Annotated in this window: 18 protein-coding genes; 8 read left to right on the top strand and 10 right to left on the bottom strand. The window is 62.2% G+C overall.

Features of this window, described 5'->3' with window-relative positions; all coding sequences use genetic code 11:
* Window positions 1–181 precede the first annotated feature (181 nt).
* From GPA22_RS20770 to GPA22_RS20760, 3 genes are read left to right on the top strand one after another with little or no spacing between them, the layout of a single operon-like run.
* A complete protein-coding gene (locus tag GPA22_RS20770; RefSeq protein ID WP_169257981.1) occupies window positions 182–931 on the top strand; it encodes an electron transfer flavoprotein subunit beta/FixA family protein in 750 nt (249 codons plus the stop codon).
* 15 nt (window positions 932–946) lie between these two features.
* Window positions 947–1,879, top strand: a complete 933-nt coding sequence (locus GPA22_RS20765) for an electron transfer flavoprotein subunit alpha/FixB family protein (protein ID WP_169257976.1) — start codon at window positions 947–949, stop codon at window positions 1,877–1,879.
* A 56-nt stretch (window positions 1,880–1,935) separates the two neighbouring features.
* Entirely contained in the window at window positions 1,936–3,606 is a 1,671-nt protein-coding gene (locus GPA22_RS20760; RefSeq protein WP_169257975.1) for an electron transfer flavoprotein-ubiquinone oxidoreductase, read from the top strand.
* Window positions 3,607–3,678: 72 nt separating this feature from the next.
* Here GPA22_RS20760 and GPA22_RS20755 read toward each other — a convergent pair whose 3' ends face one another.
* Genes GPA22_RS20755 through GPA22_RS20745 form a run of 3 tightly spaced genes read right to left on the bottom strand, consistent with a single transcriptional unit; the run spans window position 3,679 to window position 6,573 of the window.
* The gene (locus GPA22_RS20755; RefSeq protein WP_169257974.1) at window positions 3,679–4,869 is read right to left on the bottom strand and encodes a YbfB/YjiJ family MFS transporter; all 1,191 of its coding nucleotides are present in this window, start codon (window positions 4,867–4,869) and stop codon (window positions 3,679–3,681) included.
* 30 nt (window positions 4,870–4,899) lie between these two features.
* Window positions 4,900–5,799 (bottom strand): DMT family transporter, encoded by a 900-nt coding sequence (locus GPA22_RS20750; protein ID WP_169257973.1) that lies wholly within the window; start codon window positions 5,797–5,799, stop codon window positions 4,900–4,902.
* A gap of 3 nt (window positions 5,800–5,802) precedes the next feature.
* Complete coding sequence (locus GPA22_RS20745) at window positions 5,803–6,573, bottom strand: pyrroline-5-carboxylate reductase (RefSeq protein ID WP_169257972.1); 771 nt, start codon at window positions 6,571–6,573, stop codon at window positions 5,803–5,805.
* Between the two features lie 500 nt (window positions 6,574–7,073).
* Between GPA22_RS20745 and GPA22_RS20740 the strand changes: the two genes are divergently transcribed.
* The 4 genes from GPA22_RS20740 (at window position 7,074) to GPA22_RS20725 (ending at window position 11,679) form a co-directional block, all read left to right on the top strand.
* Window positions 7,074–7,841 (top strand): NAD(P)-binding domain-containing protein, encoded by a 768-nt coding sequence (locus GPA22_RS20740; RefSeq protein WP_211169273.1) that lies wholly within the window; start codon window positions 7,074–7,076, stop codon window positions 7,839–7,841.
* 43 nt (window positions 7,842–7,884) lie between these two features.
* Window positions 7,885–9,366 (top strand): FAD-dependent oxidoreductase, encoded by a 1,482-nt coding sequence (locus tag GPA22_RS20735; protein ID WP_169257971.1) that lies wholly within the window; start codon window positions 7,885–7,887, stop codon window positions 9,364–9,366.
* A gap of 206 nt (window positions 9,367–9,572) precedes the next feature.
* Window positions 9,573–10,625, top strand: a complete 1,053-nt coding sequence (locus tag GPA22_RS20730) for a proline racemase family protein (RefSeq protein ID WP_169257970.1) — start codon at window positions 9,573–9,575, stop codon at window positions 10,623–10,625.
* Between the two features lie 61 nt (window positions 10,626–10,686).
* On the top strand, window positions 10,687–11,679 hold the full coding sequence (locus GPA22_RS20725; RefSeq protein WP_169257969.1) for an Ldh family oxidoreductase: 993 nt from the start codon (window positions 10,687–10,689) through the stop codon (window positions 11,677–11,679).
* On the opposite strand, the gene GPA22_RS20720 is transcribed toward GPA22_RS20725, so the two are convergent.
* From GPA22_RS20720 to pruA, 7 genes are all read right to left on the bottom strand, one after another.
* The gene (locus tag GPA22_RS20720) at window positions 11,673–12,677 is read right to left on the bottom strand and encodes a LysR family transcriptional regulator (protein ID WP_169257968.1); all 1,005 of its coding nucleotides are present in this window, start codon (window positions 12,675–12,677) and stop codon (window positions 11,673–11,675) included. The two genes, GPA22_RS20725 and GPA22_RS20720, sit on opposite strands and share 7 nt — an antisense overlap.
* Before the next feature lie 167 nt (window positions 12,678–12,844).
* Window positions 12,845–16,639, bottom strand: coding sequence for a bifunctional proline dehydrogenase/L-glutamate gamma-semialdehyde dehydrogenase PutA (gene putA, locus GPA22_RS20715; RefSeq protein WP_211169271.1), 3,795 nt, complete (start codon window positions 16,637–16,639; stop codon window positions 12,845–12,847).
* A 66-nt stretch (window positions 16,640–16,705) separates the two neighbouring features.
* A complete protein-coding gene (locus GPA22_RS20710) occupies window positions 16,706–17,536 on the bottom strand; it encodes an ABC transporter permease (protein WP_169257967.1) in 831 nt (276 codons plus the stop codon).
* A 4-nt stretch (window positions 17,537–17,540) separates the two neighbouring features.
* Window positions 17,541–18,818: an ABC transporter permease gene (locus GPA22_RS20705; protein WP_211169270.1), complete on the bottom strand. Its 1,278-nt coding sequence runs from the start codon at window positions 18,816–18,818 to the stop codon at window positions 17,541–17,543.
* A gap of 45 nt (window positions 18,819–18,863) precedes the next feature.
* Complete coding sequence (locus tag GPA22_RS20700; protein ID WP_169257966.1) at window positions 18,864–19,922, bottom strand: ABC transporter substrate-binding protein; 1,059 nt, start codon at window positions 19,920–19,922, stop codon at window positions 18,864–18,866.
* A 53-nt stretch (window positions 19,923–19,975) separates the two neighbouring features.
* Window positions 19,976–21,052, bottom strand: a complete 1,077-nt coding sequence (locus GPA22_RS20695) for an ABC transporter ATP-binding protein (RefSeq protein WP_169257965.1) — start codon at window positions 21,050–21,052, stop codon at window positions 19,976–19,978.
* 42 nt (window positions 21,053–21,094) lie between these two features.
* Window positions 21,095–22,705: an L-glutamate gamma-semialdehyde dehydrogenase gene (pruA, locus tag GPA22_RS20690; protein ID WP_211169269.1), complete on the bottom strand. Its 1,611-nt coding sequence runs from the start codon at window positions 22,703–22,705 to the stop codon at window positions 21,095–21,097.
* A 562-nt stretch (window positions 22,706–23,267) separates the two neighbouring features.
* Here pruA and GPA22_RS20685 point away from each other — a divergent pair.
* Window positions 23,268–24,491 carry a hypothetical protein gene (locus GPA22_RS20685; protein WP_169257964.1) on the top strand — a complete coding sequence of 408 codons (1,224 nt, stop codon included), beginning with the start codon at window positions 23,268–23,270 and terminating at the stop codon, window positions 24,489–24,491.
* The last annotated feature ends 246 nt before the right edge of the window (window positions 24,492–24,737 follow it).

Here is a 24,737-nt window from a genome sequence, read left to right as displayed (position 1 = left end):
GCACGTTGAACACGCCCCGAACAACCGTCTGCGCGAACCATTCCGCGAGCGCTCCGACGAAGTTCTCAGGCCGAACGTTGCCGAGGGCGATCACCGACGACGAGTTCGTCATTTATTCAGCGTCTCCCTAGCACCCCCACCCCAACCTGCAAACAGACTCCCTATTAGAAGGAACGCCCTAATGAAAGTCCTGGTCAGCGTAAAACGCGTTGTCGACCACAACGTGACGGTCCGAGTCAAAGCGGACGGGTCCGGCGTCGAGACGGCCAACGTCAAGATGAGTATCAACCCCTTCGACGAAATTGCCGTCGAAGCGGCCGTTCGCCTGAAGGAAGCAGGCATCGCGACCGAGGTCATCGCGGTCTCCTGCGGAAGTTCGCAAAGCCAGGAAACGCTGCGCACCGCCCTCGCCATCGGCGCCGACCGAGGCATCCTGGTCGAATGCGAGGGTGAGCTGCAGCCTCTGGCCGTGGCCAAGCTGCTCAAGGCGATCGTCGAGAAAGAGCAGCCGCAGCTCATCATCGCGGGCAAGCAGGCGATCGACGACGACTGCAGCCAGACCGGACAGATGCTCGCTGCGCTGTGCGATCTGCCGCAGGCGACGTTTGCGTCGAAGATCGAGTACCAGAACAACCTGCTCACCGTGACGCGGGAAGTCGATGGCGGCTCCGAAACGCTCGAGCTTGTTCCGCCCGCGATCGTCACGACGGACCTCCGTCTCAACGAACCGCGTTACGTCACCCTTCCGAGCATCGTCAAGGCGAAAAAGAAGCCGATCGACGTCATCCCGGCGAATTCGCTCGACGTCGATATCGCCACCAATCTCGAAGTCCTCAAGGTCAGCGAACCGCCCGCCCGCAAGCCCGGCGTGAAGGTTGGCGACGTGAATGCACTGATTCAAAAACTGAAATCCGAAGTCAACGTCATCTGACTCCAGGGGAATACCATGGTTGCACTCGTAATTGCGGAACATAATGATTCGGCCCTGCGCCCGACGATGCTCAACGTCATCGCGGCGGCCGCGGCTTGTAGCGGCGAGGTCCACGTCCTGGTAGCCGGAGAAGGCTGCGCAGCCGCCGCGCAGGACGCCGCGACGGTCGAAGGCGTCAGCAAGGTCCTGCTCGCCGAAGGCGCGCAGTTCGCCGGCGGGCTCGCCGAGAACATTGCGGCTCAAGTCCTGGCGATCAGCGGCGAATATAGCCACATCCTCGCCCCGGCCACGCCCTTCGGAAAGAACATCCTGCCGCGCGTCGCCGCCAAACTCGATGTGTCGCAAGTTTCCGAAATCACGAGGGTCGTTTCGGCTGATACCTTCGAACGTCCGATCTACGCCGGCAGCGCGATCGCTACCGTGCGCTCCAAGGATGCGATCAAGGTCATCACCGTTCGCACAACGTCCTTCGCGGCACAAGGCAAGAGCGCCGCTGCTGCGCCGATCGAAGCGAGCGCGCCGATCAGCGTCAGCACGCGTGCCCGTCTGGTGTCCAAGGAAAGCCTCGCCACCGATCGCCCCGATCTGACCGCCGCGAAGATCGTCGTCGCCGGCGGCCGCGGGCTGGCCTCGCGGGAGAATTTCGAGCAGCAACTTGCGCCGCTTGCGACGAAGCTTCATGCCGCAGTGGGCGCCTCCCGCGCGGCCGTCGATGCCGGCTATGCCGCGAACGACTGCCAGGTGGGCCAGACGGGGAAGGTCGTCGCGCCGCAGCTCTATATTGCGGTCGGCATCTCGGGCGCGATCCAGCATCTAGCCGGGATGAAGGACTCGAAGGTCATTGTTGCGATCAACAAGGATCCGGATGCGCCGATCTTTTCGATCGCCGACTACGGCCTTGTCGGCGACCTGAACGAGGTTCTGCCTCAGTTCACGGCAGGCCTCTAAGTTCCAGGCACCTCCCTACGGAGGTGCGCCCTTTCTCCCTGCTTTTCATATCGACGATGATGGACAAGACCCTTCCGCAATTCGGCCCCCGTGAATCCATGGAGTACGACGCCGTGATCGTCGGCGGCGGCCCGGCCGGCTTATCGGCAGCGATTCGGCTGAAGCAACGGGCCGCGTCGGAAGGGACCGAGGTCTCCGTGTGCGTGCTGGAAAAGGGAAGCGAGATCGGGGCGCACATCCTGTCCGGAGCGGTCATGGATCCGATCGCCATGACCGAACTCTTTCCGGACTGGAAGAGCCGAGGGGCGCCGCTCGATGTGGAAGTAACGGAAGATCGCTTCCTCTTTCTCACCGAGAAAAAGGCCTACAAGGCGCCCAATCGGCTTTTGCCGGAGTGCTTCCAGAATCACGGCAATTACGTCGTGTCGCTGGGCAACGTCGTGCGTTGGCTCGGCGCGCAGGCCGAGGAGCTTGGGGTCGAGATCTTCGCGGGTTTTGCCGCTGCCGAAGTGCTGTACAACGATGACGGTTCGGTCAAGGGTGTGGCCACCGGAAACATGGGCATCAACAAGCTGGGCGAGGCCTCGGCCAACTTCCAGCCCGGCATGGAGTTGCACGCCAAATACACGCTCTTCGCGGAAGGCGCCCGGGGTCACCTCGGCAAGCAGGTCATCCAGAGGTTCGATCTCCTCAAGGATCGCGATGCGCCGACCTACGCGATCGGGATCAAGGAACTGTGGGAGATCGATCCGAAGATGCATCAACCCGGCCTGGTGATCCATACCGCCGGTTGGCCGCTCGACTCCGATACCTATGGCGGCTCCTTCCTTTATCACCTGGACAACAATCAGGTGGCGGTCGGCTATGTCGTCGGCCTCGCCTATCAGAATCCCTATCTGTCACCGTTCGAGGAATTCCAGCGCTACAAGACGCATCCGGAAATCCGCAAGTTCTTCGAGGGCGGAAGGCGCCTGTCTTACGGCGCGCGAGCCATCGCGGCGGGAGGATTGCAGTCGCTGCCTAAGCTGGTTTTCCCGGGCGGCGCATTGATCGGCTGCGACGCCGGCTTCCTCAACGCATCACGCATCAAAGGCAGCCATGCCGCGATCAAGAGCGGCATGCTCGCGGCCGACGCAACCTTTGATGCCCTGCGCGCCGCCCGTCAGAGCGACGAGCTCGCCGCCTATCCCGCGGCTTTCAAGGAATCGTGGCTTCACGAAGAGCTGTACCGGGCGCGGAATTTCAAGCCCTGGATGGCCAAGGGGCTGGGTATCGGCACGCTGATGGTCGGCATCGACCAGCTCGTCCTCCGTGGAAAGGCGCCGTGGACCTTGCGTCACCGCCACGCCGACCACGAATGCCTGAAGCCGGCCAAAGAGAGCACGCCGATCGTCTATCCCAAGCCCGACGGCAAGCTCACATTCGATCGTCTGTCGTCGGTGTTCATCTCGAACACGAATCACGAAGAAGACCAGCCGGCCCACCTGACGTTGAAGAGCCGGACAGTGCCGGTCGATATCAATCTGGAAAAGTATGCGGGTCCGGAGCAACGCTACTGCCCCGCGGGCGTCTACGAGTTCGTCCGGGCCGAGAACGGTCGGGATCTGTTGCAGATCAACGCGCAGAACTGCCTGCACTGCAAGACCTGCGACATCAAGGACCCGACGCAGAATATCGTCTGGGTGACGCCCGAAGGCAGCGGCGGGCCCTGCTACCCCGGAATGTAAAATACGGCCCATCGCAGAATTCCGAGGACGGGCGCCGATCGATCGCGAGTCGCGACTCGTTGATGCGACCCGCTACCCAGCCGCCTGCACCGCAACCTGGCGATACGGCAGGGCCATGACGAGCGCCGCGCACAAGCCAGCGGAAGCGATAAAGAGTTGGCCAAGTGCAACGTGCTCGATCAGCAGGCCGACCAGGAGAGGCCCAAAAAACTGACCGGCGGACAGCAGCAGGAAGGTCAAACCGAATCCCACTGCCGGCAAGTCCTGGAAGAGTTCGAGGCTCCACATGCCGAGCACAGCGGACAGGGACATGAAAAATGCCCCAAAAAGCAAGCCGGAAATCAGGACGCCACCTGCCGACTGGCCGAGTGCGATCATCGCCATCGACGCTCCAACTCCACTGAGACACAAGCGCATTGCGGGCACAACGCCGAGCCGCTCCACAGCAGCACCGGTCGCCATGCTGGCAAAACCGGCCAGCCCGACAAGCGTCCAGAAGACCTGCCCGAATCGTGCCGCAGGCACCGGGACACCGAGCAGCGCGTAGGTCCCGCCCCCACCGGCCGTCACCAGGTCGACGGAAAAGGCCCAGTAGATCGAGGCCGCGATACCGATCAGGAAAGACACCACGAACAGACGAAGCCGGGCAGCCGTGGCGAGGGAGCCCAGGCTGGCCCGTGCAGATGGCAAGGTCCCGGCGCGCGCCGGCATTCGAGGCAGGATTGCCACGCACCAGAGCGTCGAGAGCAATCCAAATGCCGCGAACAGGCCCCACGCCACGCGCCATCTTTCGCCCAGGAGGATTGCGGCCGGGCCGCTGAGCATTACCCCGAGGCTGGTGCCGGAATTGATGACCGAATAGATCACGCGCTGTCGCGCTTCGCTCACCAGCGTTGCAATGATCTCCGAAAAGGGTGTGTAGGCAAGGCCCGGAGACACGCCGGCGATGGCCACCCCGGCTCCCAGCATGAACGGCGTCTGCGCGGCGGCGATCATTGCCATCCCGATAACGGCCGCCATGCCGCCCAACAGAACCGACAGGCGCGGCGCGAGACGTGTGGATAGATAGATGCCGGCGACGGTGATGCAGAAATAGCTGGCGTAGGAAATAGCGGCGACCAGAGCGAGCGTGGCGTCGCTCAATGCAAACGCCTCGCGAAATATTGGCAGATACAGACCATAGGCGTAGCGTGCAAGCCCGTAGCTGGTGGCAACAATGCAAAGTCCAGGTAATACAAGGCGATGGTCAAGCTTGTTCGTCATCCTTACTCCGGCGATATTGAAGTCGGCCCCCTAGCCCGCCACGGGTTGCGGGCTCCGGCCTCTTTGCTTGAACTGCCAGCCAAGGTGCGCGACCAGTGCGATGAACACCACGGCGCCGCCGATCAGCGTGCGCACGCCCGGCACTTCGTTATGAATGAGCCAGACCCACAGCGGCCCGAGCATCGGCTCTGCCACCCCGATCAGCGCGGCCAGCGCAGCGGGGATGAGGCGTACTCCGCTGACGAAAAAAGCCATGCCCAGCCCCAGATTGAGTGAACCGAACATGAAGAGCAGCACGCCATCTCTCGCATTCACCTCGTAGCTTGGTGCCATGACCGCTGCCAGGGTGCCGGCCATCAGCGTTCCCAAACAGACAGCAGGCATCATCGCCACCTCAGAATGCCGTCGTGTTATGACAATGGCAGTGGCCATGGCAACCGCGATCAACAGAGCGAGACCGTCCCCCATGGGAGACACCTGACCGCCCAGAGACGCGGAGACCATGATGCCCACGCCTGCTATCACGGCAGCGATCGCCGCCCAGGTGGAAGTTCCCACCCGTTCGCGAAAGAGCAGGAATGTCATCAGCGCGGCAATGAGGGGTACTCCCGCCTGAATCAGCATCACGTTCGCCACCGTGGTGTAGGCCAGAGCCGCCACGAAGGCTGTTGAGCAAATGGCAAAGCACATGCCGACACCTACACCCGCCCAGCCCATTGAAACGAACAGGTCGGTGGTGCGGCGCGGGCCTTCACGCCGGAGCATGAAGCAAAGCAGAAAGATCGTCGCAAACAGCGAGCGCCAGAACACCACCACCCAACTGTCGGTCACACTCAGGAAGCGCGCAATGACGCCCGCGAAACTCCACACGGTCGCTGAACCCAAAACCAGCAGAGTTCCGTTGCGCCGATCATGCACTTGTCCGGTCATCCGCTACGTCCGGCCTTGAATGCGAGCGAGTACCCGATCGAGCGCATTTGCATAATGACCGTACGCGCCGCGGGACGAAAGCTCCGCATGCACCTGTTCATTGAGGCCGCCAGGCGTCATGAGATAGTCGATCATCTGCGGGAACGACTGCCCGGTTCGAGTCGTTTCGTGCGCCAGACCCACGCTGTAACCGGACAGAAAAGCGCGCGCCGACTTGTACGGGAGTCCCTGCTGCGTCAGCCACGATGCCTGAGCTTCCAGCACCGCGTAGAAGCTCGCCATCGTCGCCGTTACGGCATGGAGCGCGTCGAACTGGTGTTCGCTTTCGACCTCGACCGCCTTGCCTAGCGCAGAGAACAGCGATCTAGCGACTTCGTCGGGCGGATAGATCGCTGTACAGCCTTTGCCGTCCGCGACGGCCGGCAACGGTACCGCGCGAGCAAGCTTGCGTGCAGGGCGAAGCAGCCGATTCAGTTCCTCGACCGGTGTCCCGGGAACGAAGGAAATGACGTGGTGCCGCGCTTCGAAATGAAGCTCCCGCAACACATCGGCGACGATTTGCGGCACGACGGCGATACATACCACGTCCGAGGAGTCGAGCACTTCCTGATTGCTCGCACACGTCTGGACGCGCGGATCCAGGGCGGCAAGTTCTGCGGCCGTTGCGGCGTTGCGCGGAGACAGGAATATCCGATCGAACGACCAGCTGGAACGGATGAGGCCGGTGACGATAGCTTTCGTGATGACGCCGGTACCGATAAATCCAAGACGCATTTGGGTTCTCTCGTGGTTAAGGGTGTCGTATACACAGTCAGGTGCGCTACATGCTGTTCCGGTGCCTTGCGCAAACCATTTTGGCTTCCGCCCGGAAGGGAAGTCTAACGGCAGGAAAATGGGCCGCCGAATAACACAAGCCGCTCTTATGGTAAAAACAAGCACCGGTTGGATTTTGCTTTACTTCGGGACAATACTTTCGCAGCGCCGGCGACCTGATTTGTTCCCACAGCGAAACCTGGAGCTCGCTGCCGATGATGGGCCCTGCAGCTTGCGCAGGCATCCGCGGGCCATCGGTGTGTTCCAGCAGGCCGCCCGGAGCCGAAAATTCAAACGGAATGCATAAGGATTTTCGATATTTTTGATAAGTGAAGGCTCTAGAACAATTGCTCAAGTCATTTCCCGCTAGTCTGGCATCGCCCTGACTCTCCGCTCTTGTACCTCGTTCCGCAGTAACGTTAAGTGCCCCCCGATTCTTCCGTAGGAGTGCTAATTCAATCATGAAGCTTGGCGTTCTAGGAGTTGGAGATCTCACCGAAAAAATGGTGCGGGGATTGCGTCGCAGCGGAAGCGACATAACCATCATCCTTTCTCCCAGAAATCGAGACAGGGCATATGGGCTTGCGAGAGATTTAAGTTGCGAACTGAGGGAGTCAAATCAAGCTGTAGCAGATGCGTCGGACGTGTTGCTCATAGGCGTACGTCCAGGACAACTCGAAGAGCTCGCCAGAGAAGTTTCGCTGAGGCCCGGCCAGCCGCTGATCTCGGTCGTTATTGGCGTGCCGGTAAGTGATTTGCAGCGACTATTTGGAGCAAGGGACTGCTCTCGGGCCATGCTTTCCGCCGCATCGGAAATCAATCGTTCAACGGTTGCGGTCTTTCCCGCAGAATCGATAGCCGCAAGATTGCTAGCGCCGCTGGGAAATGTTGTTCGTCTAGCGACAGAACGGGACTTCGAACTTGCCACAGTCGGTGCCTGCATCAACGGATGGCTCTACTTTCTGATTCACGAACTGCAACAATGGTTCTGTGACAAGGGTTTCCCCCCGGAGCGTGCGAAAGATTTGGTGTTAAGCAGCATTGAAGACTGCACTGCCTATTCGCGCTACCAAACGTCGCTCTCCACGGGTGAAATCGGCGCCTCGATCGCAATACCCGGCACGTTCACAGCACAGGGGATGGAGGTGTTGACGCAGCTCCGCGCTAACGCAGCATGGAGAGCCGCCTGCGATCGGGTGTTCGAACAGCTGATCGCGAAGCAAGGTTGAATTTTTGTTTTGAAATTGCAACGGTTTCAAGGATGAACGTAAGATGACTCGCCCGCTCTTGAATACGCTGGCTGACACCACGTGGGATGTCGTAGTGATTGGCGCCGGCGCGGTAGGTTGTGCGACCGCGCGTGAATTGGCCGGACGCGGTTTCAACACTCTCCTTGTCGACCGCGCCGACATCGGGGCGGGCACGTCGTCGAGATCCAGCCGGATGCTCTATTCCGGCGTCGGATATCTGGCGCCGACCTTTCCACTGTGGCAAATACCCTTTCGGCCGATCCCCGTGCTGCAGCGGTTTCTATACGCGCGGAACATCATGCACTGTCGAGCCGAGCTGGTTGCAGATATGCCACAACGGCTGACGAAGCACCGTTTCCATTACCCATTTCGCAAGGGCGACCAGTATCCCCGCTGGCTGATCGGGTTCGGATTTCGGCTTATGGAAAACGTGGCCAGCCGCAATGTGCCTCTGGCGTATCGCGAGCTTCCGTTCGAACAGGCGGCCAAGGAGAGCGGCATGATCGCAGCCTTGGGCGGCCAGCTTTCCGGCGTCGGGATATTTGAAGAGTACATGTATGACTGGCCCGAACGGATCTGTGTGGACACGGCACTGGACGCGGAGAAGCGCGGCGCCACCATCCGCACATACGCCAGTGTGTCGGAGATTGAAAGGCGAGATTCGTTGTGGCACATCACGTTGGACGACCAGGCACCTGAGACGACGGGACGTGTTTGCATCAAGGCGCGGACGCTCGTCAATGCCGCGGGCCCGTGGGTGGACCGGGTGCCGGGTAGCCGTGCGAACGGCGGGGCCAAACGCGTCGTCGGAAAGAAGGGCGTCAATGTCATGATACGGCTTCCGGATGCCTGGCGCGGCCAGGGACTGGAAGCTTTTTCAAGCAAGGGAGAGCCGTTCTATGTCTTCCCGTGGGGTGAATACCATTTCATCGGCCCGACCGAGGCTGTAGTCACCGAGAACCCGGATGATGTTCGCGTCTTGGATGCAGAAGTTGACTACATTCTGCGCGAAGCGAACCTGCTATTCCCGAACCTTCGTCTGTCGCGCAAAGATGTGCACCATTGCTGGTGCGGCGTGCGCCCCATGTCGACGCTCGATGGCGAAACGGTCAGCTTGCCCGTGCGCGCCATTGAAGACCCCCAAATGCCGGGGATGGTCACTGTAACCGGTTCGTACATCATGATGCACCGGCACGCGGGGCGTCTGGCCGCCAAGTCAATCGAAAGATTCTTGGGGAAGCGAGGAGCCCCGCCTAAAGGGATGCTGAATCGCGTGTCAGTTTCGGAAAACCTTGAACAGATCGTCAAGCACGAACATGTCGTGCGTCTTGGCGACTTGATCCGACGCCGCTTGTCCGACGGCTTGAATCCTTCACTGGGGCGCGAGCGAGCCGAAGAACTGTCCCATATTGCCGCAGGGGTACTAGGGTGGTCGGAATCGCGGCGGCAGGAAGAGTTGCGCCACTTTGAGAGCGATACGGACATGGTCTACCAACGGTGCTGATACGGTATTCCTTCCATAAGCAGCGCACATGCTTTGTATCGAACTGACTGAACGAAGTTGGGCGGCGAATTCTTCCGCTTACTCTTGACCTCGCACTACGGCGACCTGCAGCCCTGGCGATAGATGGTGCCTGCATACGAACCTTGCCGTGATCGAACCCGTGCTAAACATCGTTTGGCACATTACTGGATGCGTAGGAGCAGGCGATGGGATTCAAGAGAACCTTTCACGCAGTAGAAGTGCATTCCGGAGAACCCATGCGGGTCATCACCGGTGGAGTGCCGCATATCCCCGGGAACAGCGTGTACGAGCAGATGAAATGGCTCGAAAGGAACGACGACCAGGTCCGCATGCTCATGCTGCGCGAGCCGCGCGGCTATCCTCCGCTGTGCTGCAATCTCATCGTTCCGCCCAAGCATCCCGATGCCGTCGCCGGCTACATCATCATGGAGCAGACGGAATATCCCGTGATGAGCGGCGGGAACACGATTGCGGTCGCGACCGTCCTGCTCGAAACCGGCATGATCCCGATGCAGGAGCCGTTCACGGAATTTCAACTGGAAGCGCCCGCGGGACTGATCGGCATCAAGGCCGAGTGCCGCGACGGAAAGGTCGTACAAGTCACGTTCAAGAACGTGCCGGCATTCGCGGTGCACCTCGATGCGGTGATCGACGTTCCCGAATTGGGAAAGGTGACCGTCGATGTGGGCTGGGGCGGCATGTTCTACGTCATCGCGGACGTGCGGCAATTCGACTGGATCAAGCTGCAACCCGACCACGGCCGCGAGATCTCACGCGTCTCCTCCCTGATCCTGAAGGCCGCCCAGGATCAGCTGCCCGTCGAACATCCGGATTACCCCGGCGTGGGCATCACCATCTCCCAGCTTTCCGGTCCGACGGATAACCCGAAGGCTGACTGGAAGAATGTAGTGACCGTCGCGAGCGGCCCGGTGGATTTCGACAATCCGGCCACCTGGACCGGAGCGCTCGACCGCTGCCCGTGCGGCACGGGCACCTGCGCGAAGATGGCCACGTTGCATGCCAAGGGAAAATTGAAGCTGAACGAGCCGTTCCGCCATGAAGGCATCTTGGGAACGACCTTCACGGGCCATCTGGTCGAAGAGGTGCAGATCGGCAAGCACCGCGGGGTGGTGCCGACGATAGGCGGTCAGGCCTGGATCTACGGCTACAACACCTATGTTCTCGACCCCACCGATCCCTTCCCGAACGGCTTCACGATCGGCGATATCTGGGCCTAGTCCCTCCCTCCTGCCCTGCCTTCGCGGGAACACATGCAGCATCACTCGTATCGGAGCCGACATGCCCAACACGGTTAACATCAGTATCGAAACCGCACTCGACCTGTGCAAGCGCGCGGCTCTCGCGCAAGGAGCATCGGAGTACGTCGCCGCATCGCTCGCTGCAGCGACCGTTGCCGCTGAAGCGCGAGGCCAGGCATCCGTCGGGATCCGGCATTTTCTCGACTACCTCGATGCCATGGCGGATGGGCGTCTCGACGGCGCCGCGCGTCCCAGCCTGAGCCGGCCAGCGCCGGCCGTCATCGCGTCCGACGCGCATCGCGGCATTGCGCATCTCGGATTCGATCTCGCCTTCGAAGATCTGGTGACGACCGCGAAGAGTTTCGGGCTTTCGCTATTCACCCAGCGCAATGCCTACACCTGCGGCGCGCTTGGCTACTTCGCCGAACGCCTGGCACAGAAGGGACTGGTCGCATTGGCCGCCGGGAATGCAAACGCCCTCCTCGCCGCCGGCGGGTCCCGGAAACCGGTATACGGCACCAATCCGCTGGCATTCGCAGCGCCTCAGCAAGATGGACCGCCGCTACTCGTCGACCAGGCTTCCAGCGCCACCGCGTTCGTCAATATCCGCGCCGCGGCTGCGGCCGGGAAGCCATTGCCCGCGGGATGGGCCCTCGACGAGGCGGGCGAACCGACCACGGACGCGACTGCCGCGCTCACGGGCGCACTACTGGCTTTCGGCGGGAACCGCGGCGGCAACATCGCGCTGATGGTCGAGATTCTTGCCACGATGTCCGGCGGCAACTGGTCGCTGGACGCTCCGTCGTTTCTCGAAGGCACTCAAAGTCCCGCTGTCGGCATGCTGGTCGTTGCCATCAACCCGACGGTCCTCGATGCGGATTTCACCTCACGCCTGTCGGCACAGCTCGATCGCCTTCACCGCGACTACAAGGTCTTCGTGCCGGGGTACGAAAAGGCCGAGGCACTGAGAGCGTCGAGCACCAACGGGATGGCAGTGGATGAAGAACTGATCCGGAAGCTGCAAGGCTATTGAGAGGTCCCGGGCCCTGTCGCGGGAAATGTGAACAGGGCCTCCTCCGGAATACCGATGATACGTGCGATGTCGGGCGCGAGTTGCCGTTGCGCGACCTCGGACACGATGTTCCGGATGTCATTGGGAATCGACCCCAGCTCGTCGCGTCGCCACAGCATGTAGAAGGTCCGCTCCAGGGGCGGGCAAATCTTCCGGCCGTAATGCAGGGTGTTCAACGGGAGCACCGTGACATCGGGCAGATGGTGGCGCGACTGCCAGAGGCAAAGCGGCGTGATAAGCGCCCAGCCGAGTCCCGCTGCAACCAGGCTCAGCAGCGGGTCCGTCGCATCGAACTCGAAGCTGCGCTCGAGTTCGACACCTATTCCGTCGAAGTAGGCCTGGATCTGCTCGCCGATCTTCGAGCGCAGGCTGTAGCGAATGAATTGCAGCCGCTTGGCCAATTGCGCGACGTCCTCGGTCTCCTGCCTCGGAAAGCGGCGCGGCAGGACCACGAAGTAGTTCTCGGAAAACAGGCGCTGACGGGTGATGCCGGTGCGCTTCGTCGCCCCCATGGTCGTGATCGCCACGTCGATCTGGCGCGTGTTCATCTGCTCGTCCAGCACCGGCGTGATGCCCGACCACAGGGTGATTTTCGAGGACGAACTCGACAGCCCTTTCACAAGCTGCGGGCAGATGGTCGCAGCGAACGAATCGACACATCCGATGCGTACCGTCGTCCCTTTCGCCCGCGCGACGTTACGCGCATTGACCACGATCTGGTTCGCCTGTTCCAGCAGGCGACAGGCATCGTCGTAGAGGCGCAGCCCGGCGGGCGTGGGACGCGCCGGCCGAAACGTGCGGTCCAGCAGCGAAATGCCGATGGACTCTTCCAGCGCCTGGACGTGCTGCGACACCGCCGCCTGGGACACCCCGAGGTGCACAGCCGCCCGCGACACCGACTCGAATTCAACGACGGCGACCCAGCTTTGCATCAGGTCGAGGGGAGGACAGGTGGTCATCGCGGGCGTCCGGATTCGCAAGGGGAGCATGTCGGATGTCCAAATATAGCGTTGAATCGGTAAGCCGGGAACGAGACTTCACGTCCCGATGACACGGCTCGACCCGCATCCGTCGGGATGCGGGTCGAGCACAGGGCGCTGAAGCAGCCCCTGGGAAGGGAACGGAACTACGCTGCCTCCTCCGTCAGCATCATCAGCTGGGTATTGCCCCCCGCGGCGCTCACGTTGATCGACGTCGCGCGTTCCCGGACGAGGTAGGACCAGTCGTAGGCCCCGTCGCTATCCGAAGTGACGACCGACACCACGTTGCGACAAGCCGACCGGGTGCGTTTGCACAAGGACGCCAGGGCCTCGCCCTTCAGGTCCGTCAGGATGAGCTGCGGCTGAACGGCAGCGATCTTGTCGGCGCTGCGTGCGATGTCGCTATCCACCAGGACGCACCGGGCATCACCGACGATCCCCTGCAAGGTCTCGGCAAGCTTCGACCGGGGCAGCAACGCGGTATTGCCGAAGGCCATTGCGGCGAGCATCTGCTGCGCAAGGTTCTCGTCCGACTCGGCCACGCAAAGAACCCGGCCCGCAGGAAGGAGCTCCAGGGTGTTCTCCTCCCCCGCAGGAGCCGGCAACCCGAACGGCGTATTTGCAACGATGAGGCTGTTCAGCTTATCCACATGGCGGCCGATACGCTTCCTGCCCTCCTCCGCGATGCCCGCGCTCCGGGCCGACGCGTCACGGACTGCCTTCAGCAAGGTCACCCTTTCGTCGATGGCATTGCGTTCAAACGCTTTGCGACCGACCATCTTCTTACCCTCCTCGATGACCGGGACCTCGTAGAACTTGTCGCTCGACCACTGTGCAGTACGCGCGAAGGGACCGTTGTCACCGCTCCACACTGCAGGCAAGCCCTTCACCAACCGGTACAGGGTGATCGGCCCGTCGGCCTTCGGGCCGGTCCCGCCGGCGCTCATGCCTCCGGTCGGGTGCATTCCAGCCGCCGCCGCATGGACGGCACGGTTGATATGGACGTTGTCGGCGCGCGCCATGGAAAGCACTTTTCCGGCGGTTTCGTTGATGCGGGTGTGCAGCCCCAGGGCCGTGGCGCGCGTGCGCTCGTTCAGGATCGTCAGCAGGCGCTCCAGCTGTCCCGACTTCCAGCGCACCACGTGCAGCACGGGCCCGGTGATCGCCTGGTCGATTTGTTCGATCGCATCGAGATCACCGAGATCGATGATGGCGGGCGCGACGAAGCGGCCCTTCGCGCACTCGTCGCTCACGGGTGCACGCACGACGTCGAAGCCCTTGTCGGCCATCTTTCGGACATACTCGCCGAAAGCCTGCTGGATCTCCTTCGTCGCAACGGGACCAATGTCCGTCGACGCGTGGGACGGCTGTCCGACCACGCGTTCGCGCAGCATGCTGCGCAGCATCTTCAGCACCTTTTCCGCCGTCGAGTCCTGCAGGCAGAGCAGGCGCAGTGACGAAGCGCGTTGACCGGCGCAGTCGAATGCCGAGTTGATCGCGTCGGAGATCACCTGCTCCGGCAGTGCCGAGCTATCGACGATCATCGAGTTGAACCCGCCGGTCGTCGCGACAAAGACGGGGGCGTGAGAGGCCGCTGCCAGCATTGCGCCGATTGCCCTGGCAACATCCTGCGATCCCGAGAACAGGACCGCCGCCACTCGGGCATCCCGGGTCAAAGCCTGCCCGATCGTGCTGCCCGCTCCGGGAAGGTATTGCAGCGCCGGTGCCGGGATTCCTGCCCGATGAAACAAGCGGACCGCCTCGAAGGCGACCAGCGGCGCACACGAGGACGGTTTCGCCAGCACCGGATTTCCGGTGATCAGCGCTGCGGCCGCCTGGCCCACAAGGGTGGACAAGGGCGCGCTCGCCGGTGAGATCGACACGACGACGCCGAGCGGCTGGGCCTGCCGGAGCTTGCCGTCCGTATCGGCCTGGTGCGCGTAGAGGCGGCACAAGGCGACTGCCTGCCGCACTTCCTGCGCGGCTTCCTGCAAGGTCATCCCGCTCTCGCGGACGAGGATCGCGCCGAGGCGGTTGGCCTCGCGCTCCAGCAGATCACCGACCGCGCGCAGCTTTTCGATACGCTCTTCGAACGGACTCTGCGCCCACGTAGCACCCGCAGTGGCTGCGAACCCGAACGCGGCGTCCACCGTTTCGACGAGGCTTTCGCAAACGCTGCCGACCACGACGGTTTCGTCGCTCGGGCTGTAGATGCAACGGGCCACGCCCTTGTTCTCGATGTGCTCGCCGAGCAAGGGCTCGGCGTTGATCCGGTGCGCGCCCAGGTCGGCCAACGCCTTCTCGAAGTCGGCAGAGCCGGCGAGCTGCACCGCAGCCGCATTCTTGCGTCCGGGCAGCAAGGCGGGAGGCAGCATGATTTTCGGGTGAGGTTTTCCACCGGTGCGCGCCGCGCGGGCGACCGGATCCTCGACGATCTCGGCGATGCTGATTTCCGGCTTGACGATCTGGCTGACGAAGGAACTGTTGGCCCCGTTCTCCAGCAGCCGGCGCACGAGATAGGCCAGCAGGGTTTCATGTGGCCCGACCGGCGCATAGATCCGGCAACGACGGCCGAGGTTGCCATCGCCGACGACCTGGTCGTAGACGGTTTCACCCATGCCGTGCAGGCACTGGAATTCGTATTCCTTGTTGCCGCCGAGCGTGTGAATCGCGGCAATCGAGAAGGCGTTGTGCGTGGCAAATTGCGGGAAGACCGCATCCTGCGCTTCCAGCAAGTGCTTCGCGCACGCGATGTAGCTGACGTCGGAATGGACTTTGCGGGTGAAGACCGGGAACTCGTCGGTTCCTTCGGTCTGGCAACGTTTGATTTCGGTGTCCCAATACGCGCCCTTCACCAGGCGCACCAGGATTTTGCATTGATTCGCACGGGCGAGCCCGATCACCCAGTCGACCACGGCCGTGCCGCATTTCTGGTAAGCCTGCACCGAAATGCCCAGCCCGTTCCAGCCCTTGAGCTCCGGCGCAGACGCCAGCCGCTCCAGCATTTCGATCGTGAGATCGAAGCGGGCCGCATCTTCCTGGTCGAGATGGAAGCCGATATTCCATTTCTTTGCGGCGCAGGCGAGTTGCAGCAGTTTCGGGTACATCTCTGCAATCACCCGCTCGCGTTGCACCACTTCGTAGCGCGGATGCAGGCCGGTCAGCTTGACCGAAACGCCGTGTCCCATGATCGGGCCCTGATGCTTCGCGCTCTTTCCGATCTCTTCGATCGCATGCCAGTAGGCGTCGAAGTACGCTTGCGCATCCTCCTGCGTCAGCGCGGCCTCTCCCAGCATGTCGTACGAGTAGCAATAGCCGCGCGATTCGCGCTCCTTGGCCACACGGATGGCTTCCTCGATCGTTTCGCCCGTCACGAACTGCTTGCCGAGCATCAGCATCGCGAAGGACACGCCACCGCGGACGACGGCCTCGCCGCCTTTGCGCAGCACGCTTGACAGGGCTTCCAGCAGTACCGAGTCGTCCGGCTGCTTCAACACCTTGCCGGTAAACAGGAGGCCCCATGCGGTCGCGTTCACGAACAGCGACGGCGACTTGCCAAGATGCGAGCGCCAGTCGCCATCGACGATCTTGTCGCGGATCAGCCTGTTCCGCGTTTCGACGTCGGGGATACGCAGCATCGCTTCCGCGAGGCACATCAGGGCGATGCCTTCGCGGCTGTCCAGCGAGAACTCCTGCGTCAGCAGATCGATGCTTCCCGCATTGATGCGCGCCTTGCGCACCCCTTCGGCGAGCTGTCCTGCCAACGCCTGCGCCTTCTTCAGCTGCTCCGGGCTCAAGCGGGCCTCTTTCATCAGCCCATTGACGACGACTTCCTCCTCGAGCGCGGATACATCCCGGATCCGCTGGCGAAGCGTCTGAAGATCGCTCCGCGTGTCGGCACTTGTCATCTGCTCATCTCGTTCGAAAACTTCGGCTGCCATTTGATGCTTCTCCAATTCGTGAACGCTCGGGGCGATTTCTTTGAATTTCGATCGACGATGCGGGAACTAGGACGCGTTGCCGCGCAGGCGTTCGGTCCGGCGGCGCAGCAACTCCAGGGTCACCAACAGCACCGTCGATAGCGCGACCAGCACCGTCGCGACCGCCAGGATCGTCGGGCTGAGCTGCTCACGTATGCCCGACCACATCTGCCTGGGCACCGTGCGCTGATCCGCCGAGGTCAGGAAGAGCGCGACCACCACTTCGTCGAACGAGGTCGCGAACGCAAAGAGCCCGCCCGACACCACCCCCGGGAAGATGATCGGGAGCTTGATCTGCCAGAACACGCGCATCGGCGAAGCGCCCAGGCTGCGCCCCGCCCGGCTGAGCGTCTCGTTGAACCCGGCCAGCGTCGCCGTCACCGTGACGACGACGAAGGGAACGCCGAGCGCGGCGTGCGCGAGGGTCAGGCCCAGCAGACTGCTCGTCAGGCCCAGGGGGCTGAACGCGAAGTAGACGCCCACGGCCGTGATGATCACCGGCACGATCATCGGGGAGACGAGCACCCCCGTGATCCATACGCTCCCCTTGAGCTTCGGATTCATGAGCCCCAGCGATGCCAGCACCCCCAATACCGTCGCCAGGGTGGTCGAGGCGAAACCGACGATGAGCGTGTTCTTCAGCGCCAGCGTCCATTCCTCGCTTCCGAAGAACTCCTCGTACCAGCGAGTGCTCCAGCCGGACATCGGGTAGGTGAAGTAAGGCTCCGCATTGAACGACAACGGCATCACCACAAGGATCGGAAGCAGCAGGAAAACCAGGATCGCCAGCGAAAGCGCCACGAAGGAGATCCGGCCGGCTTTGCCCCAGATCGACACGTATGCAGGAAATTCGAACATTGCATTACCCCAGTTTGGCGCCGCGACCGCCGGTCAGTCGGACAAACACTGCGTAGAGCAGGAGAACGCCCACGAGCAGCATCGAAGCGAGAGCGCTGGCAAGCCCCCAGTTCAGGGTCGTATTCACGTGATTGGCGATGTAGTAGCTGGCCAACTGGTCGCTGGGCCCGCCGACGATTGCCGGCGTGATGTAGTAGCCGACCGCAAGGATGAAAGTGAGCATCCCGGCAGCGGCGACCCCGGGCAGCGTCTGCGGGAAATACGCCTGGAAGAACGCCCGGATCGGCCCCGCGCCGAGCGATCTCGCCGCTTTCACGTAGATCACGGGCACGCCCTTCATGACGCTGTACAGGGACAGGATCGCGTACGGCAGCAGGATATGGGTCATCGCCACCAGCACGCCGAACCGGTTGTAGATCAGTGCAAAACCGTCTTCCGTCACGCCCAGCCTGATCAGCAGCGCGTTGATGACGCCGTTGCTCTGCAAGGCCACCACCCAGGCGGTCGTGCGGACCAGGATCGACGTCCAGAAAGGCAGCAGCACCATGATCATGAACAGGTTGCTGTAGCGCGCCGGCAGTGCGGCCAGGAAGTACGCGACGGGGTAGCCCAGCAGCAGGCAGATCACGCTGACCGAGAGGCTGACCACCGCGGTACGCACGAAGACGTCCCGATACAGGCGCTGGCCCTCCGGCTGCTGCACGATCTCCCCGCGCTCGTCGCGAGTGAAGTCCAGCGCCTTGATGTAGTAGCCGAGCGTCCAGGGGCTAGCCGCGTATTTCAGCGTCGACCAGGTGGCCACCGCGCCCCAGCGGCTGTCGATCGAGACCAGCTTGTCACGCCAGGTCGCCCCTTCGACCGTGTCGAGCTTGTTCGCCGTCTTCAGGATCAGGGTGCGCATTCCGGGCTGGTCGATGTTCAGGCGCTTGGCCACGCGGCTGGCGCCGTCGGTCGGCCGGCTCGCCGCGAGGTCCTTCGCGAAGGTCGCGAAGATTTCCTCATCCGGCACCTCGCCTCCAGCCGGCTCCCACTCCCGTAGCATGGCCGCCGCGCGCGGCAGCTCATCGCTCAGGGTCGGATCGGTGAAACCCTTTACCAGCAGCGCCCCGATCGGCAACAGGAAGCAGATCAACAGGAACGCGAACAGCGGCAAGATCAGAAGGTAGGCCTTCACCTGTTCCATCCGCTCCGCACGGCGAAGTTTCGACTTGAGACTCCGGCCCCCGGTCACGTGAGCGTCGCCCATGGGAATGCCTTCAGATAGAGAAATCGTGGTGTTCATGTGACGTGGCCCACCCTCTGAATGTCAGACAAAGGAACGCGCCGATTACCGCGCGAGCCAGACCGCGAACTTCTGGTTCAGATCGTCGGCATGATCGGCCCAGAAGGCGGAGTCGGAATCGAGCGCGCCTTTCACGTTTTCAGGTGCGGTCGGCAGGAACTTCACCACCGCCGGATCGACGTGCGCGAGCGACGACTGACGCAGAGGACCATAGGAGGTCGCGTTAGCCATCGACGCCAGAGCCTCGGGCTGGGTCGCATGACGCACGAACTCCTTGGCCGCCTTCAGGTTCTTGGTTCCCTTGACGATCACGAAGCCCTCGATATGGCGGAGCTGGCCGTCCCACACGTAGCCGAACGGCTTCTTGTCGGCCGAGATCGCCGCGAAGATGCGTCCGTTGTAGGCACCGGCCATCGCCACTTCACCGTCAGCCAGAAGTTGCGGGGCCTGTGCGCCGGTTTCCCACCACACGATCGAGGACTTGATGGTGTCGAGCTTCTTGAAGGCGCGTTCGACCCCTGCCGGGGTCGCCAGAGTCTGGTACACCTGGCCGGGCGCAACGCCGTCCGCCATCAATGCCCACTCGAGGGCGCCGTCCGGCGATTTCTTGAGGGCACGCTTGCCCGGGAATTTCTTCAGGTCGAAGAAGTCGGCGACTTTCGCAGGGGCTGCGCCTTTGAACTTGTCCTTGTTGTAGACAATGACGTCCGCCCACATGTTGTTGCCTGCCAGGCACTCGTTGAAGGCACCCGGAAGGTAGTCATCCTTGCCGGAGCGGCCGTCTTTTGCGGGGGCGAGGTCGGTGGCAGCGATCTTTTCGAGCAGGCCTTCGTCGCATGCACGCATCGCATCCGACAACTGCATGTCGACGACGTCCCAGGTAACGTTGTTGGTCTGCACCTGGCTGCGCACCTGCGCCACACCACCGTTGTAGCTGTCGACCTTGACCTTGACGCCCGATTTGGCGGCAAACGGCTTGATGACGCTCGGCTCCTGCGACGCCTGATACGACCCACCCCAGGAGACGAAGGTCAATTCACTTGCATGCGCGGTCATGACCGAGCCGACGAGGGCCGCGAGACCGATGATTTTTGCTTTTTTCATTGTATTTCTCCTCCGATTGATGAAACGAACAGCAACTCTCCAGAAGAAGCGGACTACCGCAGCGCTCGGCACCCGTCCGCCATCCAGCCGACATCGATCCCGTCGCCGACGCGAACCCTGCGGTTCATGCCGTCGTTCGGCACTTTCACGATGAAATCGTCGTGGCCGCACACCACCATCACGATGCGCAGGTGATCGCCGTAATAGATCAGGTCCTTCACCCCGCCGTGGAACACGTTGTCGCATTGACGCGCGCCCTCCCCGATCGTGATGCGCTCGGGGCGAAGCGAAATGCCGGCGGTCGAGCCGACCGCAATGCCGGAACCCGCTGATGCACGAACGCTGCCGCCGTGCGGCAATTCGACGACGCAGCCGTGATCGTGCATTTCCGAAACCGTGCCCTTGAGTTCGTTGTTCTCACCGATGAACCGAGCGACGAACGCGTTCTCCGGTTGTTCGTACAGCTCCGAGGGCGGCGCCAGTTGCTGGATGATTCCGTTGTTGAACACCGCGATGCGATCCGACATCGTCATGGCTTCACCCTGGTCGTGGGTGACGTACACGACGGTGAGCCCGCTCTCCTCGTGAATGCGCTTGATCTCGTACTGCATCTGCTCGCGCAATTGCTTGTCGAGCGCTCCGAGCGGCTCGTCCATCAACACCAGGGCGGGCTCGAAGACCAGCGCCCGGGCCACCGCGATCCGTTGCTGCTGGCCGCCGGAGAGTTGTGCGGGCATGCGGTTGGCGAATGACTGCATGTTGACCATCGCCAGGGCCTTCTTGACCCGCTCGCCCGCTTCGGAGCACGGAACCTTGCGCACCTTCAGCGGGAACGCGAGGTTCTCGGCCACCGACATGTGCGGGAACAGCGCGTAGCTCTGGAACACCATGCCGATATTGCGGCGCTCGGGCGGGATGCGGTTGATCGGCTTGCCCTTGAGCAGGATTTCCCCGTGCGTGGCCGTCTCGAAACCTGCGAGCATCATGAGGCAGGTCGTCTTCCCGGACCCCGACGGTCCCAGCATCGTGAGGAATTCGCCGGTCCTGATATCGAGGTTCAGGTTCTTGACGACCAGCGTTTCGCCGTCGTAGGTCTTTTGAACGTTCTTGAATGAAACAATGGTCGACATGGCATATCGCTCCGGTGAATTAGTCTCCTCACTACCCGCGCGTCACGCGCCGAATTGCCAGTCGCGTGTCGGCAGGTAGGTTTCCTTGATCACGCGGGGCGAGGTCCAGCGCATCAGGTTCATCCAGGAGCCCGCCTTGTCGTTCGTGCCACTGCCGCGCATGCCGCCGAAGGGCTGCTGGCCAATCATTGCCCCGGTCGGTTTGTCGTTGATGTAGAGATTGCCGGCGGCATTGGCCAGTGCATCTTCGGCGGCGTGAAGGGCGAAGCGGTCGTTGCAGAAGATCGAACCCGTCAGCGCGTAGGGGCTGGTGTCGTCGATGAGCCGCAGCGTGTCGGTCCAGTCCTTGTCGTCATAGACGAAGATCGTCAGCACCGGCCCGAACAGCTCGTCCTGCATCAATGCGTGACGCGGGTTGGACACCTGGAGCACCGTGGGCGCGACGAAATAGCCCGGCTCGCTCCACGTCTTGCCGCCGGCGATGAACGTCACCTCTCGGTCATCGCGCGCTTCGGCCAGACGACGATCGAGCTTGTCGAAGGACGCCTTGCTGATGACCGCGCCCATGAAGGTCTTCGGGTCGGCGACGTCACCCACGGTCAGGACGCTGAGCCGCTCCTGCAGCTGGGCGCGCACGCGCGGCCACAGGCTGGCCGGAACGTAGGCTCGCGAGGCGGCGCTGCATTTCTGCCCCTGATATTCGAAGGCGCCGCGGATCAGCGCGATCGAGAGGGCGTCGACATCCGCGGAGGGATGCGCGAGGACAAAGTCCTTACCCCCCGTCTCGCCGACCAGTCGCGGCATCGAACGATAGGCCTCGATGTGGGTGCCCACGTGCTTCCACAGCGACTGGAACACGGCCGAGGAGCCGGTGAAATGGATACCCGACAGGTGCGGCGACGAGAGCGCAACACGCGTGGTGATTTCCGGGTTGCCCGGAACGAAATTGATCACACCCGCGGGAAGTCCGGCTTCTTCGAGCGCCTCGAAGAAGATGTAATTGGCGAGCGCCGACTTCTCCGACGGTTTCCACAGCACGACGTTGCCCATCAGCGCCGGCGCGGTCGTCAGGTTTGCGCCGATGGCCGTGAAGTTGAAGGGCGAGACGGCGTAGACGAAGCCTTCCAGCGGGCGCCAGTCGGCGCGGTTCGCCGCGGTGGGGACCGACAAGGGCTGCTCGGCGTAGATGCGCTGGGCGTTGTAGGCGTTGAAGCGCAGGAAATCGATCAATTCGCAGGCGCTGTCGGGTTCGGCCTGGTCGATCGTCTTGCTCTGCCCGAGCATGGTTGCCGCATTGATCTTGATGCGCAGGCGGCTTGCGACGATGTCGGCCGCACGGTGCAGGATGGTGGCACGGCTGGCGAACGGAAGATTTGCCCAGTCACGCGCAACGCTCAGCGAATTGGCGATCGCTTCGCCGACCTGCGCCTCGCTCGGACGATGGATGCGGGCGATAATTCGCTGATGGTCGTGAGGGGCACGGACCTCGTCCACAACCTCCGAATAGATCCGCTTCCCGCCGATGACAGCCGGAATATCGACGATCTCGCGCTGCGACAAGGCGGTCGCAAGCTGCTGCGCCGCCTGCGTGCCGACGCCAAAATCCATCTCGGGTTCGTTGGACGGGAACGGAAACTTCGGGACTGAATTCACGGTGACTCCTCACTTTATCTAGTAGGCGACGTTCTTTACGATGCGCGGTCGCCACTCCTTCACGGTTCGCAAGCGGGGTCGAGGCAATCGCAACCTTGAGCCCACACCCCCGGGGTAAAACCTTTTCCCGAAGGGCTCTTGCCACATGCGGTATCGGAAGCCCGCAGGGAAATCCATACCTTGATCCGGAGTCTAGTCCCGCGATCCAGAGCAGCCTTTGTTAGCGTCAAAGCTTATGGATTGCATCAGCCATTCTGATCAAAGGGCACCATTCCGGTGATTGCCGCGGCATGAATTGGTGCATGCAGTGCGGCGATGAAGGAATGACGCAACGACGAGAGGGGCACATCCCGCCCCTACTACGGTCGCTCTCGATCACATTTCCTAACGATGTTTATTAGCGGAATGAATGGAAAGCGCTGACCGCCTCCTCCGGCCCCAGAGTCACGCGACCCCGCACCCATACCCAAACAACACGTGCGAGGGCTCGTTTGTGACGCTGTGCGTTGCCCGTCTTGCCACCACTTGACCGGTGATGGCAATCAATCAAGGAGGAAGGTCAATGAAGTCTTCGAAGCTTTTTTCATCCGTGACACCCGCTGTCGCGGGCGCCTGTCTGTTCTTATCGGCCTCGGGGGCACTGGCACAGGTTGCTGACTCTCCTCTCAAATTCGACGGCGCAGCGCGAATCCGGCTCGAGCATCTGAGCTGGAACCCCGACCGCAAGGGCACGTTCGAGTTCGACACCATCCGCCTCGGCTACACCTACGACGACGGCAAGTTCCTCTCGTCGGGACGGGAGCGCTATTACCACTATTCCACCCGTCAAACCGGTGCCAGCGAAGGCACCAGCATGTTGATGAACGAGTACCTGTGGGCCGGATTCCGGTTCGCAGACAAGAGCGAGGTCCACGTCGGCCAGGACATCGTGCCGTTCGGCGCCTTGAAATACGCATCGCACAACTTCTTCGAGTCGATGGCGTACTACGCGGGGTATGAAGACACCTACGCAATGGGGATCAAGTACGCGCGCACGGACGGCGGCCTGAGCACGATGCTCGGCTTCTTCCCGTCGGATGGCGGCCACATGCTCGGTGTTGCCGACAACATGTCGGTACTCGACGGCGCGGATTCGATCCGCTACAGCAACCACCTGATGAAGCAATACGGCCGCGAAGAGCGGAACACCTTCGTCGGCCGACTCGCCTACGGCTTCGAGCTCGCGGGTGGAAAGTCGGAGATCGGGGTTTCGGTGCTGACCGGCGAATTGCCTGCTACGGACTCCGCGCTGTCGGACGGCCGACGCAATGCCCAGGCGATCCACTACACCGGCGAATTCGGCAATTTCGGCGTCAAGCTCGAAACCATCAACTACCGCAACAAGTTCTCCGGCAACGGCTCGGTCAATGGCAACTGGTGGACGGCATGCAATAACGATTGCGTCATCATCGGCTCCTACGGCTTTACCAACCGCATGGCAGCCAAGGGCAATATCGATATCGTGAGCCTGAGCTACAAGATTCCCGGCTCGATCGGCCCGTTCAGCAACTTCCGCGTGTACAACGACTGGAGCCAGCTGAGGAAGTCCGCATCGGGATTTGCCCGAAGCAGCCAGAACGTCACGGGTGTCGAATTCGGGACAGGGGGCTGGTGGATCATGCTCGACTTTGCCCACGGCAAGAACCACCCCTATCTCTCGCCGGTCTTCGGTGATGCCCTTGCCGCCGGCGGCTCCGGTCGCACCACCGGAAACCGCTTCAACGCCAGTATCGGGTATTACTTCTAAGGCTCCCCGGAGCAGTTGAGGAAGCCCTTCGAGCATCGCGGGAACGGACCGAGGTCCGTTCCCGCGTCTTCCTTTTAGCCGGACCCCCCGTTCAGCCGCGACCTTGAAGGGCAGGAACAATCGGGATAGGGGCGGTCAGGCTTCCTGACCGATCCCCTCCCACACCACCCGGCATGCGGGTCCGCACCGGGCGGTTCGAGCAGTTGAGGTCATGAGAGCCGCGGCACGCCGAGTCGGTCGAAGTAG

It is taken from the genome of Aromatoleum toluvorans, from assembly GCF_012910905.1.
Classification (GTDB): domain Bacteria; phylum Pseudomonadota; class Gammaproteobacteria; order Burkholderiales; family Rhodocyclaceae; genus Aromatoleum; species Aromatoleum toluvorans.
This window is presented reverse-complemented; position numbering and strand designations above follow the sequence as displayed.

Excerpts from the sequence above, each read along its gene's own strand:
- GPA22_RS20735 (WP_169257971.1), top strand. The coding sequence starts at position 7,885 with ATGACTCGCCCGCTCTTGAATACGCTGGCTGACACCACGTGGGATGTC.
- GPA22_RS20700 (WP_169257966.1), bottom strand. The coding sequence starts at position 19,922 with ATGAAAAAAGCAAAAATCATCGGTCTCGCGGCCCTCGTCGGCTCGGTC.
- GPA22_RS20720 (WP_169257968.1), bottom strand. The coding sequence starts at position 12,677 with ATGACCACCTGTCCTCCCCTCGACCTGATGCAAAGCTGGGTCGCCGTC.
- GPA22_RS20685 (WP_169257964.1), top strand. The coding sequence starts at position 23,268 with ATGAAGTCTTCGAAGCTTTTTTCATCCGTGACACCCGCTGTCGCGGGC.
- GPA22_RS20705 (WP_211169270.1), bottom strand. The coding sequence starts at position 18,818 with ATGAACACCACGATTTCTCTATCTGAAGGCATTCCCATGGGCGACGCT.
- GPA22_RS20755 (WP_169257974.1), bottom strand. The coding sequence starts at position 4,869 with ATGACGAACAAGCTTGACCATCGCCTTGTATTACCTGGACTTTGCATT.
- GPA22_RS20750 (WP_169257973.1), bottom strand. The coding sequence starts at position 5,799 with ATGACCGGACAAGTGCATGATCGGCGCAACGGAACTCTGCTGGTTTTG.
- GPA22_RS20695 (WP_169257965.1), bottom strand. The coding sequence starts at position 21,052 with ATGTCGACCATTGTTTCATTCAAGAACGTTCAAAAGACCTACGACGGC.
- GPA22_RS20710 (WP_169257967.1), bottom strand. The coding sequence starts at position 17,536 with ATGTTCGAATTTCCTGCATACGTGTCGATCTGGGGCAAAGCCGGCCGG.
- GPA22_RS20765 (WP_169257976.1), top strand. The coding sequence starts at position 947 with ATGGTTGCACTCGTAATTGCGGAACATAATGATTCGGCCCTGCGCCCG.
- GPA22_RS20770 (WP_169257981.1), top strand. The coding sequence starts at position 182 with ATGAAAGTCCTGGTCAGCGTAAAACGCGTTGTCGACCACAACGTGACG.
- putA (WP_211169271.1), bottom strand. The coding sequence starts at position 16,639 with ATGGCAGCCGAAGTTTTCGAACGAGATGAGCAGATGACAAGTGCCGAC.
- GPA22_RS20760 (WP_169257975.1), top strand. The coding sequence starts at position 1,936 with ATGATGGACAAGACCCTTCCGCAATTCGGCCCCCGTGAATCCATGGAG.
- GPA22_RS20740 (WP_211169273.1), top strand. The coding sequence starts at position 7,074 with ATGAAGCTTGGCGTTCTAGGAGTTGGAGATCTCACCGAAAAAATGGTG.
- GPA22_RS20725 (WP_169257969.1), top strand. The coding sequence starts at position 10,687 with ATGCCCAACACGGTTAACATCAGTATCGAAACCGCACTCGACCTGTGC.
- GPA22_RS20745 (WP_169257972.1), bottom strand. The coding sequence starts at position 6,573 with ATGCGTCTTGGATTTATCGGTACCGGCGTCATCACGAAAGCTATCGTC.
- GPA22_RS20730 (WP_169257970.1), top strand. The coding sequence starts at position 9,573 with ATGGGATTCAAGAGAACCTTTCACGCAGTAGAAGTGCATTCCGGAGAA.